The sequence below is a fragment of the Neisseria sp. Ec49-e6-T10 genome (assembly GCF_051132615.1).
GTDB lineage: Bacteria > Pseudomonadota > Gammaproteobacteria > Burkholderiales > Neisseriaceae.
This window is the reverse complement of record NZ_CP152375.1, coordinates 1,891,348-1,908,574: the sequence shown is the minus strand read 5'-3', so window position 1 is coordinate 1,908,574 and position 17,227 is coordinate 1,891,348. Positions and strand designations below refer to the sequence as shown.

Here is a 17,227-nt window from a genome sequence, read left to right as displayed (position 1 = left end):
TTTAACAGGATAGTTTATGGCAACAGGAAGTTTACTTGCGCTTTTGGATGATATTGCGTCGGTACTGGATGATGTATCGTTGATGACAAAGGTAGCGGCAAAAAAAACAGCTGGGGTACTGGGGGATGATTTGGCTTTAAATGCAGAACAAGTCTCGGGTGTGAGGGCAAATAGGGAACTGCCTGTGGTTTGGGCTGTTGCCAAAGGTTCTTTTATGAATAAGGTGATTTTAATCCCTACGGCTTTGTTGATCAGCTTTTATGTCAATTGGCTCATCACCCCTTTGCTTATGGTTGGTGGGGCTTTTCTTTGTTATGAAGGTTTTGAAAAACTGGCTCATAAGTTTTTACATAAGCCAGATGATCAAGCAAAACACGAAAGTGAAATAGCCTTAGAAAACGAGCATCTTGACTTGGTGTCTTTTGAAAAAGACAAAATTAAAGGTGCCATTCGGACTGATTTTGTTTTATCTGCTGAAATCATTGTGATTTCACTTGGTACAGTACAAGGCCAATCTATTTTAATGCAAACGGCTGTGATTGCTTTAATAGGGGTGATTATGACTGTGGGTGTTTATGGTTTGGTTGCAGGTATTGTTAAATTAGATGATGTTGGTTTTTATTTAATGCGAAAAACCAATATGCTGGCAAAAAAAATAGGGGCTATTTTGGTCAATACCACCCCCTATTTAATGCGGTTTTTAACTGTTGTTGGTACCATTGCGATGTTTATGGTTGGTGGGGGTATTTTGACCCATGGCATTCATATTGTGTCTGATTTTTTTAACCAAATTGCCCAAGGTTTGACCAATATCCCTATTTTAGGCGGTCTACTTGCTGCGCTGACGCCCAGCATTTTAAATGCTGTTTTTGGTGTATTAGCAGGGGCGGTTATTTTATTGATTATGACGCCTTTAACGCGTATATTTAAACCTAAAAATACGCCAGCTTAGGACAAATTTTATGTTAGCAACAAGTTTATCGGTTTTTACTATTGCCCTATTGGGCATGCTTTCCCCTGGCCCTGATTTTTTTCTGGTCGTTAAAAATGCGCTCAATTATCCAAAAAAAGCGGCCATGATGACGGCTTTAGGGGTGATTTTGGGTATTGCGTTTCATATGAGTTATTGTATTGCGGGTTTGGCTCTTGTGATTACCACCACCCCATGGTTATTTAATATTTTAAAATATGCAGGCGCTGCTTATTTAATTTATATTGGCATTCAAGCGTTAAGAAGTAAGGGCAATGGCAAAATGGATTTTCAACAACAGGAAAAAACGCCAATCAGTTTAAAAAAGGCTTTTTACCAAGGATTGTTGTGTAATTTGTTAAACCCAAAAGCCACCTTATTCTTTTTAGCGATTTTCACACAAGTTTTGGCCATAGATTCTACCTTCTCAGAAAAACTTTGGTACGCCTTTATTATTTTAATTCAAGCGGTTGTTTGGTGGCCTTTATTGATTACCATTATTCAAAGCCATTCTGTGCAAACTGCTTTAAATAAAGTGCATAAAGTTTTAGATAAGCTTTTGGGTACGGTATTGGTCGCTTTGGGGCTTAAAGTGGCACTTTGGTAACCCAAAATGATGATAAAAAAGAGGCAGAACAACTGTGTTCTGCCTCTTTTTTATAAAAACATTGCTAGCTCATTTTGTCTGCTTTTTTAACACACTCGGTAATGGCATCAATCACGGCATAACGAAAATTGTGTTTTTCTAATGTGGTAACAGCTTCAATGGTTGTGCCGGCAGGGGAACATACTTGATCCTTTAATACACCTGGGTGTATTTTTGTGTCTCTGGCTAATTTTGCGGAACCTAAAATGGCTTGAGTCACCATTTCATATGCAATTTGACGAGGCAAACCATGACGCACCGCACCATCGGCCATGGCTTCAATAAATAAATCTACCAAAGCGGGGCTTGAGCCTGCCACGGCAGAAGCTGTATTCATGAGATATTCATCAATCACGGCTGTTTGACCAATGGCATTAAAAATAGAACGAACCGTATTCTGATCTTCTTCTGTCACTGGTGCTTCACAAGTTAATGTTGACATCCCCTCACCCACTGCAACAGGCGTATTGGGCATGACTCGAACAAGTTTTATATTGTCACCCAAAATATCTTTATAAAACCGAATGGTTAAACCTACAGCAATGGTCACAATAATTTGATGTGGTTGGATAAGGGGTTTAATTTCAGCCAACACTTTTGCCATTATATTTGGCTTAACCGCCAATACGATGATGTCTTGCTTGGCAATTTCTGTATTGGCTGCATATTGGATGCCCAACTGTTCGGCAATTGCTCTTGCATTTTGCCTATCACTGACCCATATTTTATCTTTGCTGAACAGTTGTTGGTTCAAAATGCCTTTGACAATGGCGCTGCCCATATTGCCACAGCCGATAAATCCTATTGTTTTATCCATATTGATGTACTCTGCTTGATGTAGGTTATTTTATTGTTCTGATATTTCTTCTTGCTTGGCTTTTTTTCGTTTATACAACCACATGCCAATCACAAAACAGGCAACCAAACCTAAAATAACAAATGTGCCCACTTGGAAACGGTGCACCATGATTTTTAACCAATGGATATTTCTGGCACCAATATCACCAAGGTAAACCCAAACGGGAACGGAAATCAATGCGGCTAAGCCATCCATCATTAAAAATCGAGCAAAGGTTACTTTTTGGCTCATACCTGCACTTAAAAACATTGCGGTACGTAAACCTGGCATAAACCGTGCAAAGAATAATACCCAGTTACCATAACGCTCGAATTTCTCCTGCATTTTCTTATAACGCGCGGGGGTAAAGACTCGGGCAATAAGCCGAAACTTGATGACCTTATCGCCATAATGTTTACCTGCCATAAACATGATGCCATCGCCAATGAGCACCCCTGCCATACCAACGATAAACATAATATGAACATTTGCGTACCCAAGGCCAGCAATCACCCCACCTGTAACCAAGGTGACATCTTCAGGAATAGGCACACCAATACTACAAATCAACAAAGCAATAAAAACAGCTAAGTAACCATATTGAATAAAAAATTCTTGCAAAATTGAGAAAAAGTAATCCATTCTTTTTTCTTTATTAAATATTTAACTCTGGGTAATAGAGTCAGCAATCATTTGCGCATATTTTTGCGCCATCTCTTCTGTTTTAGCCTCGACCATTACCCGCACAACAGGCTCTGTACCAGAAGCACGTAAAACCACCCGACCAATGCCTTTTAATGCTTCATTTGCTTCTTTTAAAGCCTGCTCTGATGCAGTTTGCCAGTTTTGACCTTTTTGTATTTGGACATTAATCAAAACTTGTGGAAAAGCTTGCCAATCTCTTAAAACATCCGATAAATTTTGGTTTAAATCCATCAAACCAGAAAACACTTGTAAGGCAGAAATAATGCCATCGCCTGTATTGTGCTTATCTAAACACAATACATGCCCCGATGCTTCTCCACCTAATAACCATTCATGCTGATAAAGTTGTTCCAACACATAACGATCGCCTACTTTGGCACGAGAAAAGGGAATAGACAGTTTTTCTAATGCCTGTTCCATCGCTAAGTTGGTCATTAATGTACCCACCACACCACCGACTTGTTTGCCTGTAACGGCTCTGGCTTTGGCAATAACATACAATAAAGCATCACCATCATAAACTTTGCCGTTTTTATCAACCATCATTAATCGGTCACCATCGCCATCAAGGGCAACGCCATAATCGGCTTCATTCTGTAGCACAGCAGCTTGTAAGGTTTTAGGATACGTTGCACCAACTTTGTCATTAATATTAAAACCATTAGGCTCACAACCAATATTCACCACTTCGGCACCTAGTTCATGAAATACTTTAGGGGCAACGTGGTATGTTGCGCCATTGGCACAATCGACAACAATTTTTAAACCACGTAAATGACGATAATGGGGAAAACTGCTCTTACAAAACTCAATATAACGGTCTACTGCACCATCAATACGGCGTGCTCGTCCTAAATCTTTAGAAGGTTTGGTGACTAAAGGCTCATCGAGCATCGCTTCTATTTCTAGCTCCAGCGTATCATCTAATTTTTTACCGCCTTCGGCAAAAAATTTAATGCCATTATCGGTATAGGCATTATGTGAAGCAGAAATCATCACACCTGCGGACAACCTTAAGGCTCTGGTTAAATAAGCCACCCCTGGTGTGGGCAACGGCCCCGTTAATAAAACGTGTACACCTGCGGCAGTAAAACCTGCTTCTAAAGCAGCTTCAAGCATATAACCAGAAATACGTGTATCTTTACCTATAAGCACTGTGGGGGTTTGCTCATCATGGTTGACCAACACTCTACCAGCAGCATAGCCTAACTTCACCATAAAATCGGGGGTAATTGGATATTGCCCTACCTCACCACGAACCCCATCTGTACCAAAATATTTACGAGACATTCTGTTTTTCTTCTGCGATAAAATTTAAATAAACACACCCATATGTTGCCAAATAGTCAGCGCTTGTACGGTTTCTTTAACATCATGCACCCGTACAATTTTGGCTCCTCTAGCGCAAGCTGCAAGGGCTGCAACCACACTGGCAACCATTCTGTTTTTAGGCTCTGGTTCATTTACCAGCTTACCCAACATATTTTTACGGGAAATACCGATTAAAACAGGCACTTCTTGGTCTTTTGCCCATTGATCTAAGGTATTCATTAAAGCTAGGTTATGAGCCAATGTTTTACCAAAACCAAAACCTGGGTCGACCAATAGTCGCTTGGTATCAATACCTGCCTGTTTACATACCTGCACCCTATCTTGTAGATACTGGCTCACTTCAGCCACCACATCCTCATAATAAGGCTCTTTTTGCATATTTTCAGGATTACCCTGTTTATGCATCAAACAAATTGCGGTATTAGATTGTTTGGCCAATAGCTCAACAGCTCCTTCATCTTCTAATGCAGAAACATCATTCACTAAATCAACCCAACCTTCGGCTAAAGCTTTTTTCATTATAGAGGTACGACGGGTATCTAGGGAAATGGGTACATTAAAGTTTTGTAAAGATGACAAGATAGGTTCTAATCTTGCCCATTCTTCTTCTTCACTGACAAAAGCTGCATTAGGACGGGTTGATTCTGCACCTACATCAATAATATCCACACCTTGCTCAATCATTTGTTTTGCATGTTCTAAAGCCAAATCATGGGCTTTAAACTGACCGCCATCGGAAAATGAATCTGGGGTAACATTTAAAATGCCCATGACTTTAGGTGTCGTTAAATCAAGTTCAAAACGACCACAATTAAGTTGCATGATGATCCTTTTTATAAATGTACTGATAGGAAAAAGGCAGCGTTTGCTGCCTTTGTTTATTTATCTTCTGGTTTTTTTTGCTCAGTTTGATCTGTGTCTACACCTTCAGTAGCTTCAGTATGATTGTCTACAACTTGTTCTACTTTTGTGTCTTCTGCTTTTGGCTCTTGTTCAACCGGACTGTCGGTTTTTGGCTCTTCTGGCGCATTGCCATCAGTTGGCTCTTTAACAGCTGTTTGTTTTGATTGATCAATTTCATCTAAAGCAGCAAGTTCTTCTTCAGTTCTGACATTTTGACTGTAATCTTTTGGTGGGCTAGGCTCTTTTCCAGCCATAATTTCGTCAATTTGGTCTGAATCGATGGTTTCCCAATCCAACAAAGCTTTGGTCATACGCTCTACTTTATCGCGGTTTTCTTCTAATAAAGTACGCGCAAGTTTATATTGTTCATCAATAATACGACGAATCTCTGCATCAACTGCTGCTAAGGTGGTTTCGGATAAGTTTTTGGTAGTGGTTACTGAACGACCCAAAAAGACTTCGCTTTCATTTTCGCCATAAACCATAGGCCCCATCTTGTCACTCATACCGTAACGGGTCACCATATCACGTGCCATTTGTGTCGCACGTTCAAAGTCATTACTGGCGCCTGTTGTCATTTGGTTCATGAATACTTCTTCGGCAATACGTCCACCAAATAAAATGGCAATACGTCCTAGTAAGTATTTTCTGTCATAAGCATAACGGTCTTCTTCTGGCAGTTGCATGGTCACACCAAGTGCTCTACCACGTGGAATAATAGTCACTTTATGAACAGGATCTGACCCTGGAATCAATTTGGCAACAATAGCATGCCCAGATTCATGGTATGCAGTATTTCGTTTTTCGTCTTCAGTCATCACCATGCTACGGCGTTCAGCACCCATAATAATTTTATCTTTGGCTGATTCAAAATCACTTTGATCGACTAATCGCTTATTACGGCGTGCGGCAAATAAAGCAGCTTCATTTATTAAGTTAGCAAGGTCGGCACCACTAAAGCCTGGTGTACCACGTGCAATTGTCGCAAGATTAACTTCTTTATCAATGGGTACTTTACGTGCATGGACTTGTAAAATATGTTCACGACCACGAATATCGGGTAATGGTACAACAACTTGTCGGTCAAAACGACCTGGACGCATTAAGGCAGGATCTAGAACATCTGGACGGTTGGTTGCCGCAATGACGATGACGGTTTCATTGTTATTAAAACCATCCATTTCAACCAATAATTGATTTAATGTTTGTTCGCGTTCATCATTACCACCACCTAAACCTGCACCACGCTGACGACCTACGGCATCAATTTCGTCAATAAATATGATACACGGTGCATTTTTTTTCGCTTGCTCAAACATGTCACGGACACGAGAAGCACCTACCCCAACAAACATCTCCACAAAGTCAGAACCAGAAATACTAAAAAAAGGTACTTTTGCTTCACCCGCAATGGCTTTAGCCAATAAGGTTTTACCTGTACCAGGGCTACCACACAACAAAACACCTCTTGGTAAACGGCCACCCAAGCTTTGGTAGCGTGAAGGAGCTTTTAGGTAATCAACAATTTCACTGACTTCTTCTTTTGCTTCATCACAACCTGCTACATCTTTAAAGGTAATGCTGTTTTTGTCTTTATCCAGTAATCGAGCCTTACTTTTACCAAAAGACATCGCACCATTTTTGCCACCACCTTGCATTTGGCGCATAAAAAACACCCATAAGCCTATTAATAACAAAACAGGCAGCAAGCTGATAAAGATACTGAGCAACATGCTGGGTTTTTCTTCTGGCTTAACATCTAAGCGTACCTTTTTTTCAAGTAAGGTAGGAACCAGCTTGTCGTCTAAAGGAGCATTGGTAAAGAATTCGGTATTGTCTGTGCGTTTACCTTTGATGACATAACCACCTACTACGGAGCCTTCCATGGTCACGTTACTGACTTTACCTGCATTCACATCCACCATAAACTGAGAATATTCAATTTGTTTACTATTCTCATTTTTTGTACTTGTATAATTAAAGACAGTTAAAGCTAAAAAAGCTAAACCGATCCAAAGCACTAAATTTTTAAAATGTAGACCCACGAAATAAGGCTCCTTGCTAATAATTTGTGTGATGACAACATGTGTATTGATACTTTATAAATTTTTTTACCGCAATTTTTTACCAAGCAGGTAAATCTCTGAAGAGCGATCCCTTGATGCTTTTGGTTTACGTACCTGAACTTGACAAAACACAGCGCGCATTGCTTGCATATAACTTTGTTGCTCGCTGCCTTGAAACACTTTGACCAGAAAACCACCTTCTGGTGTTAAATTTTTTTGGGCAAAATCTAAAGCCAACTCTGCCAAATAGTAACTTCTGGCTTGATCTGTGACTGCCTGCCCACTCATATTGGGGGCCATATCGGAAATTACAAGATCCACTGGTCGATTATTTAATAACTCTTCAAATTTTAAGAGTACGTCTTCTTCCCTAAAATCCCCTTGAATAAACTGAACCCCTTCAATAGGTTCCATGGGTAAAATATCCAGAGCAAAAACTTGTCCCTTTTCACCAACTAATTCTTGCGCCACCTGAGACCAACTACCTGGCGCACTACCTAGATCAACAACAATATCACCAGAATGAATCAGATTGTCTTTTTCATTAATTTCTAAAAATTTATATGCAGAACGTGCCCTATAGCCAGCTTGTTTAGCTTGATGAACATAAACATCATGGACGTGTTCGCTTAACCATGCTTTGGATGATTTAGAACGATTAGATTTCAATACTGCTGGCTTTCTTCAAGATGAGTTAACTGTGGCTAATTTTATATTCAAATTCATTTTTCATCAATCAAAGTATTGTCTTCATTCAGAATAAAATAACTATTGAGTCAATTATGAATACTTTATCATTACTTAATTAACTTTAGTAGACACAATTTTCTATGTATTCGAGCCAAGTTTTAAAAAATGATGGTTTGATTCAACACTAATGGTTTTTCAAACTGACCTATTGTCAAACACTTTATCTAATGGTTATTTTTATAATAATCAGCTGTCTTTTTGTATACTTTCACGTACAATACTATTTTAATCGATATATATTTAATGGTATGACTCAAAAAATATTAACACCTAAAGAGCGCCAAGCTTTAAAACAACAGGCACATCATTTAAATGCTGTTGTGATGATTGGACAAAATGGTTTAACGGATGCAATTATTCATGAAGTTGATAGCAGTTTAACTGCCCATGAATTAATTAAGATAAAAGTAATGGGTGATGATAGGGCTGAACGTGAAGCTATTTTTCAAAATTTATGTGACACACTTAATGCCCACCCTGTACAACATATAGGCAAACAGCTGGTTTTATGGCGTCCAAATGAATCTTAAATAAAAAAGCCACTTAAAATATAAGTGGCTTTTTTATTAGATAGAATGAAATCAAATTAATCCGCTCTGCGTGGAACTTGATTCCATATAAGCAATACACCTAATAATGCTTGTAACCAATAAATACTGCTGCTGATCCCATGCCACTTGGCAAATTCTGGGCCTAAACTGCCATGAGCATCAGGCACTCTACCCGCCTTTAACTGTTCAATAATCGGTGTAATCCCAAACTGACTGACCACAACACATACCACCATAATCAGCAACAACCAAAAACCTGCTTTTTTAAAGGTGTGGCTTTGATTCTCTAATAACATCACCAAAAATATCAACACAGCACAAGCAAGATTGACCCATGTTTGAATATCAAAACATTTTCCAGCCAACATACCTGCAGTCATTTTATCAGGTAGATTCATAAACAGAACAGGAGCAACTAAACCACCAATCATAAATAAACCACCAACCCACAAACAAAGTGCCATTATTTTGATTTTGTTTAATTGATTCATGAAATCTACCTATTGAGTAATGTTAAATATACTGTACAGCAATAACCTCAAACTCTCTCACGCCACCAGGCGCCTGAACTTCCGCAACATCACCTTCTTCTTTACTGATTAATGCACGGGCAATAGGAGAGTTAACTGAAATTTTACCTAATTTAATATCAGCTTCATCTTCACCAACAATTTGGTAACGAACCTCTTCTTCGCTATCACAGTCAAGTAGTGTCACAGTAGAACCAAAGACAATGCGCCCTTCGGCATCAAGAGTAGAAGGATCAATAATTTGAGCATTACTTAATTTTGCTTCTAACTCAGCAATTCGCCCTTCAATAAATCCTTGACGCTCTTTTGCTGCTTCATATTCAGCGTTTTCAGATAAGTCACCATGAGAACGTGCTTCTGCAATTGCTGCAATCACAGAGGGACGTTCGACACTTTTTAATCGTTGAAGCTCTTCTTTTAATAAAGCTTCACCAGCTACCGTTAAAGGAACCTTTTTCATTACCTACCTCATATAAAAATAAAAAAGAGCGTAGACTCTTTTTGGCTTTTCACAGGTTTTTGCTGATGCAAAATAAAAATGCAAGCTCCAAAAATGGAACTTGCGAAATCAATTAATTTTCCCCATTGTACCCGAATCTGGTAATATTTCAATGGCTGCTTTCTTGAGCTTAATCAATAACGCTGTTTTCTCTATAGGCAAGCGCTAAACTCTCTTTTATAATCACCGAAAATTGAAAGTTCAATTTATTATTTTAAAGGAACCATTATAATGTCTAATAGTAACAATCTGATTCTTGTTCTTAACTGCGGTAGTTCATCTGTAAAATTCTCAGTTATAGATCCAAAGACAGAAAAAGACGTACTATCAGGTTTAGCCGAAAAATTAAATTTGCAAGATGCATCTGTTACTTTTAAGTTTGACGGCCATAAAGAAACCCGTTTTTTAACCACAAATGATCACACTGGTGCACTAGAAAGTATTTTAGAAAAACTAAAAGCACTGGGTTTATTTGAAAAAGTCACTGCAATTGGTCATCGTTTGGTACATGGAGGCGAAGCATTTAAAGCTTCTGTTGAAATCAACGATGAAGTGCTCAAAACTGTTGAAGCGTGTTCTAATCTAGCGCCATTACATAACCCTGCTAATATTTTAGGAGTAAGAGCAGCACAAAAAGCATTTCCTTCTTTAAAAAATGTTGGGGTTTTTGACACTTCATTCCACCAAACTATGCCTGAACATGCTTATTTGTATGCTGTACCGATGAAACTATATCGTGAAAACCATGTTCGCCGTTATGGTTTCCATGGCACAAGTTATCGCTTTGTTGCTAAAGAAGCAGCAAAAATGCTTAACAAAGACGAGAACAATTTTGCTTTAGTGGTTGCTCATTTGGGTAATGGTGCTTCAGTTGCTTCTATTTTAAATGGCAAATGTATGGATACCTCTATGGGCTTAACACCTTTAGAAGGTTTGGTCATGGGTACTCGTTCTGGTGACATTGACCCAGGTTTATTTTCTTACCTAAATCAAGAGTTAAAAATGGATATTTCTGCCATTAATAACTTATTGAATAAAGAAAGTGGTTTATTAGGTTTATCTGAATTAAGCAACGACTGCCGTGAAGTTGAAGAAGCTGCTGAAAATGGTAACCGTAACGCTCAATTAGCTTTAGAGGTTTTTGCTTACCGCTTGGCTAAATACATTGCAGGTTATGTGGTGCCATTAGGTCGTTTAGATGCTTTAGTCTTCACTGGTGGTATTGGTGAAAACTCTGCTTCTATGCGTGCCAGAGTCATTAATCATTTAAGTTTCTTAGGCTTAAAATTGGATGAAAATGCCAATAATGAAACTTGCCGAGGTAAGGCTGGGGTCATTACCAGCAGTACTGCACCATTGGCATTGGTTGTGAATACCAATGAAGAATTAATGATTGCACAAGATACTGTTAGCGTATTGAACATTGCCATTTAATTGATTGAACCAAAATATCAGGCTGAAAATCAGCCTGATATTTTTATTATGCTGAATAAAGAGCAAACCTGACACGACCGAACTGAATTAAGGTAATATGGTCGCGTTTTATTCACTTTTGATCCGTCTATAATTTATGTCTGAAAACAAGCAAAGCCCTTATCAAGCACCAAACAGCTCCCTTATGTCGGATACAACGGTAAAACAAAATCCAACCAAAAAACCATGGTACCAACAAATTTTTACCCGAAGCATGCTCATTTGTATTTTTACGGGCTTTACTTCTGGCTTGCCTTTATATTTATTGATTAATTTAATTCCTGCATGGCTACGTTCTGAAAGTATTGACTTAAAAGCGATTGGTTTATTTGCTTTAATTCAACTGCCTTTTACATGGAAATTTTTGTGGTCGCCATTAATGGATAAAATTATCCCCCCTTTCCTTGGCAGGCGTAGGGGCTGGATGTTTATCACACAAGTGGTGTTATTGGTACTTATAGCCACCTTTTCATTTTTTTCACCACAAGAAGATTTAAGCAAAATTTCTTTAATTTGCTTAGGTGTGGCTTTTTTCTCTGCCAGCCAAGATATTGTTTTAGATGCATTTAGAAGAGAAATATTAACTGATCAGGAATTAGGGTTAGGTAATTCAATTCATGTGAATGCCTACCGTATCGCCAGTTTAATACCAGGTTCTTTATCATTAATTTTAGCGGATCACTTCCCTTGGTCAACAGTATTCTTAGTCACGGCTTTATTTATGTTACCAGGCGTATTCATGACCTTGTGTCTGGCAAAAGAGCCCCCTTTAAACACCAAAGCCCCTAAAACATTTAGACAAAGTTTTATTGAACCATTTGTTGAGTTTTTTAGCCGTAAAGGTGTGCGTTCTGCCCTACTGATTTTATTGTTTATTTTCTTATATAAATTAGGCGACAGCATGTCAACAGCACTGGCGACCCCCTTTTATATGGATATGGGATTCAGCAAATCAGACATTGGTGTCATTGCCAAAAATGCTGGGCTATGGCCTGCGGTTATTTCTGGCATTTTAGGGGGCATTTGGATGCTCAGAATGGGCATCAACAAAGCACTATGGCTTTTTGGGGTGGTGCAAGTAGTCACTATATTGGGATTTGTTTGGTTGGCTGATCATGGCACATTTGCGACGATTGGTTCTTACGAGCGCATCGCCTTAGCTGTTGTGATTGGTGCTGAAGCTGTGGGTGTGGGTTTGGGCACGGCTGCATTTGTGGCATTTATGGCTCGGGAGACTAACCCTGCTTTTACCGCCACGCAATTGGCTTTATTTACCAGTTTATCTGCGGTACCCCGTACATTTATTAACTCAACAACGGGTTATTTAATTGAAATGCTCGGTTACACCAGCTTCTTTTGGCTGTGTTTTATTTTGGCCTTCCCTGGTATGATTTTATTACATTGGGTCGCACCATGGCATGGCGAAAAAAACAAAACCACCTTTAACTAACATACACAATTTTGCTAAAGAAATAAAGACCAACTTTTTGACGATATATCTTCAAGCATTTTATGTAGATATGTTTATTTTTTAAATGCCAGCACACCAAAAAAAATAATTAAAAATGACCAAATAAACAATATATCAGCAAATTGAAATAAAAATACAAAAGGAGTAGCAAAAGCGGCAAGCCAAATCGATAGAGGGCCAAACCGAGATTGGATAAAGCCATGGTTAAAACATGCTGGAATACCATCAAATGCGGGTTCACATCCAGTTAAAGCAAGTACCTTTCTTGCCATAACTGTACCTAATATGGGAAAACCAAAGAGAAAAGAAAATACAAGAATACCGATCAACAAACTCCAAAATATACTTTTAAAAAATATCTTCCGTTTTTGTTTATACGACTGATGTTGATTAAACAACAGATTTGAAAATTGGTTAAATATAAAAGGTATATTTAGTATGATTTGACTAGGATGAGGCTGCCCATTTGAATATTCTCCAAACCACCTTTCTACAATGATTATGGATAAAAATAACAGTAAAGTTAATCCCCAAAGATAATTATCCATATACATAGATAATAATAAATTAATATTTTTAATATCAATAGTTTGATTCATTAAAGATTCTTTGAGTATATCCGCCAACAGTAATGCGACAAGTGGCATAAAAATACAGCCGATGTACTGAATATATATACCTGTTTTTTTCAATTTTTTTGTATAAAAAATAAATGTGGTACATAAAGCATAAATAAACAACCAGAAAAAAGGATCTACTGAATAAAGTAAGTGTCCATAGAGATAGTCCAATTTAGAGGAATAGGAAATCATAAAGAATAATTCAAATGGTTTACATAGAATTAAAACAAAATGGATGAAACAGCTTATAATCAAAAATAATAATAAAAAAGAACGATTTTGCATTTTATGCTTTTACCACCCAAAATAATATTAAATTAATCATATCATCGTAGCATAAACAACCAAAGATAAATCAAAATATTTAAATAACAAAATTTTAAAATAATAATGGAACAAATCTTATGAAAAAATACTTTTTAATACCCACTATTCTGTCACTTTTTTTAAACACTTATAGCCATGCAGATTATTTTTCTGATTGTCATGTAACAGGTAGTGTGACCATTTATGATTTAAAACACAATCGTTGGTTTTTTTCTGACCCAACTGATGCACTTAAAACAACTGTTCCTGCTTCAACCTTTAAAATTCCAAACTCTGCCATTGCCTTAGAAGAACATATTGTGAAAGATGAAAACGAGACATTACCTTGGGATGGAAAAAAACGGGAATATGAAGCATGGAATCAAGACAATAATTTAAGTATTGCCTATAAAAACTCAACCGTGTGGTTTTATCAACGTTTGGCTCAAAAAATCGGCACAAAAAAATACCAATATTATTTAAAAAAATTACATTATGGTAATGAAAAATTTTCTAATAATATCAATCGATTTTGGCTAGACAGCAGTTTACAGATTTCTCCCAAACAGCAAATTGAATTTTTGACAGCACTTCATCAGGAAACTTTACCGTTTTCAAAACGCACTTATTCTATTGTTAAAAAACTCATCATTGAGGAGCAAAATAACCAATACACCTTAAGAGCAAAAACAGGTTGGGGCGTAACAAAGACTCAAGATATTGGTTGGTGGGTTGGTTATATCGAGAAAAAAGACAACACCTATTTTTTTGCTACTCGCTTGACTCAAGACAAACCGCAGAAAAACCCCGATTTTTTAACATGCCGTAAAACGATTACCTATAATTATCTAAAAGCACAAAAAATATTAGATTGATGAAAACAGGTATTTTAAAAACCATTTTATAACAAGCAATCAATTCATTAAGCGCAACATTCTTATGATTACTGTTATATTTAATATGTACCAAAAGTAGAAGAAAAGAACCATTATTTTGAGCTTGCCTCTACTTTACGCGCTTTATCAACGGATATTGATTGATGGTTGTATTTCCATTGACCAGTTCCAATGTTTAACATCCCCTAAAAATTGTTTCCTGATCGTTTTATAGCAAAAAAAGGCTGCTTAAATAAAGCAGCCTTTTTATTGACACACAGTTACTTAGGAATGATTCCTTTTAACCCTTGTGCCATTTTCAACATTTTGCCCATACCACCACGAGAGAACTGTTTCATCATTTTTTGTGATTGTTCAAACTGGCTTAACATACGGTTGACTTCTTGCACAGAGACACCTGAGCCCATAGCAATTCGACGTTTACGGCTGGCTTTAATTAATTCAGGTTTACGGCGCTCTTGTGGGGTCATTGCGTTAATGATCCCCTCTGTGCGTTTAATGGCTTTTTCTGCTGTGCCTTCTGGTACCGCTTTTGCCATTGCAGCAATATCACCAGGCATTTTCGCCATAAGTGACTCAATGCCCCCCATATTTTTCATTTGCTGAATTTGTAACATAAAGTCATCTAGATCAAATTTTTTGCCTTTATGTAACTTGCGTGCCATTTTTGCGGCACTTTCCTGGTCAATCCCTTTTTGAACATCTTCAATCAGGCTTAATACGTCCCCCATCCCTAAAATTCGGTTAGCTAATCGGTCTGGATGGAAAGGCTCTAAGCCATCTACTTTTTCACCCACACCAATAAATTTAATGGGTTTACCTGTGACATGGCGCACAGACAATGCAGCACCACCACGTGCATCGCCGTCCATCTTAGTTAACACAACACCTGTTAGCGGCAATGCTTCATCAAACGCTTTTGCTGTATTAACCGCATCTTGCCCTTGCATAGAGTCAACCACAAACAACGTCTCAACTGGGTCAACCGCAGCATGAATAGCTTTGATTTCTGCCATCATGGCTTCATCAATAGCCAAACGACCAGCAGTGTCCACCATTAAAACATCAAAGAAGTGTTTTTTTGCATAATCTTTAGCGGCAAGTACAATATCAACTGGTTTTTGTGACACATCTGAAGCAAAGAACTCCACACCAATTTGGGTTGCCAATAATTTTAACTGTTCAATCGCAGCAGGGCGGTAAACGTCAGCAGAAACCACCAAGACTTTTTTCTTTTCGTCATTTTTAAGCAAACGAGACAATTTGCCCACAGTCGTTGTTTTACCTGCACCTTGCAAACCAGCCATTAAAATAACGGCAGGCGGCACTGCTGCCAAATTTAGGGCATCATTTTGTGTCCCCATTAATTCGGTTAACGCATCATTGACCACACCAATAAAGGCTTGACCAGGTGTCAAACTACCAATAACTTCTTGTCCCATTGCCTTTTCTTTGACTTTTGCAATGAAATCTTTTACCACAGACAGGGCGACATCGGCCTCTAATAATGCCATACGTACTTCACGCAAAGCCTCTTGGATATTGTCTTCTGACAAACGGGCCTGCCCACGCATGGTTTTGACCATTTGCCCCAAGCGACTGGATAAATTATCTAACATATACTTTTCCCAAAATCATGACTGAATTTTTGCAAAGCCTCTTTTTAAATTGTTCGTTTATTTATTTTAAACTGTAAAGATAACGATAATAGTTATCGAAATATTAAACGAATCCATGTACACTTCGTAAGAGCTTTATTAAAATACAGTTTATATAAAAAACACTATTTTACACGATAGTGCCGTTTTTGACAGAAACAGTGAGAGATAATATGGGTTTATTCTTAGTTTTGTTGGGAATATATACAGGTTTAAGTGCCTATGTCGTTTATTTTTGGCAAAAAAAATCGACCCACGCTTACCCACTGACAAAGGAACACTGCATTTTAGGCATTACTTTGGTTCTTCAAACTGTATGGGTTTGGCAACACTTAATGCACAATCAACGTCTTTTATTGGGTTTTAGCAGCGCGTTGAACCTGATTACATGGATTATGTTGATCTGGTACTGGTTTTCCAGCTTCTTTTTAAAACTACAAGGCTTACAGCTATTGTTATTTCCTTTAACTGTCATTACCTTGTTAATCAGCTACTTCTTCCCTGGTACCCCTATTGCCTATTTACATGACAATCTACCATTCTTAGTGCATATTGTTGTATCTATTTTGGCTTACAGTCTTTTTGGTATTGCCGCTTTACTGGCATTACTGTTATGGCGTTTAAGTTATGATTTACATCACAGAAAAAACTCAACTTTGATTCGTTTTTTACCCCCTTTACTCAGCCTTGAAAAAATTATGTTTCAAATGATTTGGGTGGGTTTTGCGTTATTAACGTTATCGGTATTAAGTGGTGCTTTATTTTCTGAACATGTGTTTGGACATCCAATAAAATGGTCACATAAAGCAGTATTTGGCATAATTTCGTGGTTAACTTATGCAGCTTTACTTTTTGGTCGAGTTAAATACCATTGGCGCGGAAAGACGGCTTCTCGCTTTGTTTTAATTGGCTTTGTTTTTTTAATGCTCGCTTATATGGGCAGTAAATTTGTTTTAGAATTTATTTTACACCGTTAATAAACCTAAGCAGCATCAACAATAAAGAGGCAGCTT

At 37.8% G+C, this 17,227-nt stretch carries 17 protein-coding genes; 7 read left to right on the top strand and 10 right to left on the bottom strand.

Annotated elements, in window-relative coordinates; translation table 11 throughout:
* The first annotated feature begins 16 nt into the window (after positions 1-16).
* Positions 17-952 (top strand): DUF808 domain-containing protein, encoded by a 936-nt coding sequence (locus AADH04_RS09810; protein ID WP_434777101.1) that lies wholly within the window; start codon positions 17-19, stop codon positions 950-952.
* 10 nt (positions 953-962) lie between these two features.
* Entirely contained in the window at positions 963-1,577 is a 615-nt protein-coding gene (locus AADH04_RS09805) for a LysE family translocator (protein ID WP_434777100.1), read from the top strand.
* A 64-nt stretch (positions 1,578-1,641) separates the two neighbouring features.
* Here the strand turns inward: AADH04_RS09805 and proC are convergent, their stop codons facing one another.
* The 6 genes from proC to AADH04_RS09775 form a co-directional block, all read right to left on the bottom strand.
* Positions 1,642-2,433, bottom strand: coding sequence for a pyrroline-5-carboxylate reductase (gene proC, locus AADH04_RS09800; RefSeq protein ID WP_434777099.1), 792 nt, complete (start codon positions 2,431-2,433; stop codon positions 1,642-1,644).
* Between the two features lie 30 nt (positions 2,434-2,463).
* A complete protein-coding gene (locus AADH04_RS09795) occupies positions 2,464-3,096 on the bottom strand; it encodes a DedA family protein (protein WP_434777098.1) in 633 nt (210 codons plus the stop codon).
* A 21-nt stretch (positions 3,097-3,117) separates the two neighbouring features.
* The gene (glmM, locus tag AADH04_RS09790; protein ID WP_434777097.1) at positions 3,118-4,449 is read right to left on the bottom strand and encodes a phosphoglucosamine mutase; all 1,332 of its coding nucleotides are present in this window, start codon (positions 4,447-4,449) and stop codon (positions 3,118-3,120) included.
* A gap of 24 nt (positions 4,450-4,473) precedes the next feature.
* The gene (gene folP, locus AADH04_RS09785; RefSeq protein WP_434777096.1) at positions 4,474-5,313 is read right to left on the bottom strand and encodes a dihydropteroate synthase; all 840 of its coding nucleotides are present in this window, start codon (positions 5,311-5,313) and stop codon (positions 4,474-4,476) included.
* A 56-nt stretch (positions 5,314-5,369) separates the two neighbouring features.
* The gene (gene ftsH, locus AADH04_RS09780; protein WP_434779828.1) at positions 5,370-7,406 is read right to left on the bottom strand and encodes an ATP-dependent zinc metalloprotease FtsH; all 2,037 of its coding nucleotides are present in this window, start codon (positions 7,404-7,406) and stop codon (positions 5,370-5,372) included.
* A gap of 99 nt (positions 7,407-7,505) precedes the next feature.
* A complete protein-coding gene (locus AADH04_RS09775) occupies positions 7,506-8,129 on the bottom strand; it encodes an RlmE family RNA methyltransferase (RefSeq protein WP_434777095.1) in 624 nt (207 codons plus the stop codon).
* Positions 8,130-8,458: 329 nt separating this feature from the next.
* Between AADH04_RS09775 and yhbY the strand changes: the two genes are divergently transcribed.
* Positions 8,459-8,740: a ribosome assembly RNA-binding protein YhbY gene (gene yhbY / locus AADH04_RS09770; protein WP_434777094.1), complete on the top strand. Its 282-nt coding sequence runs from the start codon at positions 8,459-8,461 to the stop codon at positions 8,738-8,740.
* 56 nt (positions 8,741-8,796) lie between these two features.
* On the opposite strand, the gene AADH04_RS09765 is transcribed toward yhbY, so the two are convergent.
* Positions 8,797-9,252: a DUF4149 domain-containing protein gene (locus AADH04_RS09765; RefSeq protein ID WP_434777093.1), complete on the bottom strand. Its 456-nt coding sequence runs from the start codon at positions 9,250-9,252 to the stop codon at positions 8,797-8,799.
* Between the two features lie 22 nt (positions 9,253-9,274).
* Positions 9,275-9,751 (bottom strand): transcription elongation factor GreA, encoded by a 477-nt coding sequence (gene greA, locus AADH04_RS09760; RefSeq protein ID WP_434777092.1) that lies wholly within the window; start codon positions 9,749-9,751, stop codon positions 9,275-9,277.
* 270 nt (positions 9,752-10,021) lie between these two features.
* Between greA and AADH04_RS09755 the strand changes: the two genes are divergently transcribed.
* Both AADH04_RS09755 and AADH04_RS09750 read left to right on the top strand, forming a co-directional pair.
* Positions 10,022-11,224 carry an acetate kinase gene (locus AADH04_RS09755; protein WP_434777091.1) on the top strand — a complete coding sequence of 401 codons (1,203 nt, stop codon included), beginning with the start codon at positions 10,022-10,024 and terminating at the stop codon, positions 11,222-11,224.
* Positions 11,225-11,360: 136 nt separating this feature from the next.
* The gene (locus AADH04_RS09750; protein WP_434777090.1) at positions 11,361-12,713 is read left to right on the top strand and encodes an AmpG family muropeptide MFS transporter; all 1,353 of its coding nucleotides are present in this window, start codon (positions 11,361-11,363) and stop codon (positions 12,711-12,713) included.
* 74 nt (positions 12,714-12,787) lie between these two features.
* Here AADH04_RS09750 and AADH04_RS09745 read toward each other — a convergent pair whose 3' ends face one another.
* Positions 12,788-13,381: a hypothetical protein gene (locus AADH04_RS09745; RefSeq protein ID WP_434777089.1), complete on the bottom strand. Its 594-nt coding sequence runs from the start codon at positions 13,379-13,381 to the stop codon at positions 12,788-12,790.
* Between the two features lie 377 nt (positions 13,382-13,758).
* Between AADH04_RS09745 and blaOXA the strand changes: the two genes are divergently transcribed.
* Positions 13,759-14,535, top strand: a complete 777-nt coding sequence (gene blaOXA, locus AADH04_RS09740; RefSeq protein WP_434777088.1) for a class D beta-lactamase — start codon at positions 13,759-13,761, stop codon at positions 14,533-14,535.
* Between the two features lie 281 nt (positions 14,536-14,816).
* Here the strand turns inward: blaOXA and ffh are convergent, their stop codons facing one another.
* Positions 14,817-16,175, bottom strand: coding sequence for a signal recognition particle protein (ffh, locus tag AADH04_RS09735; protein ID WP_434777087.1), 1,359 nt, complete (start codon positions 16,173-16,175; stop codon positions 14,817-14,819).
* Positions 16,176-16,387: 212 nt separating this feature from the next.
* On the opposite strand from ffh, the gene AADH04_RS09730 reads away from it, so the two are divergent.
* A complete protein-coding gene (locus AADH04_RS09730) occupies positions 16,388-17,191 on the top strand; it encodes a cytochrome C assembly family protein (protein WP_434777086.1) in 804 nt (267 codons plus the stop codon).
* Positions 17,192-17,227 lie beyond the last annotated feature (36 nt).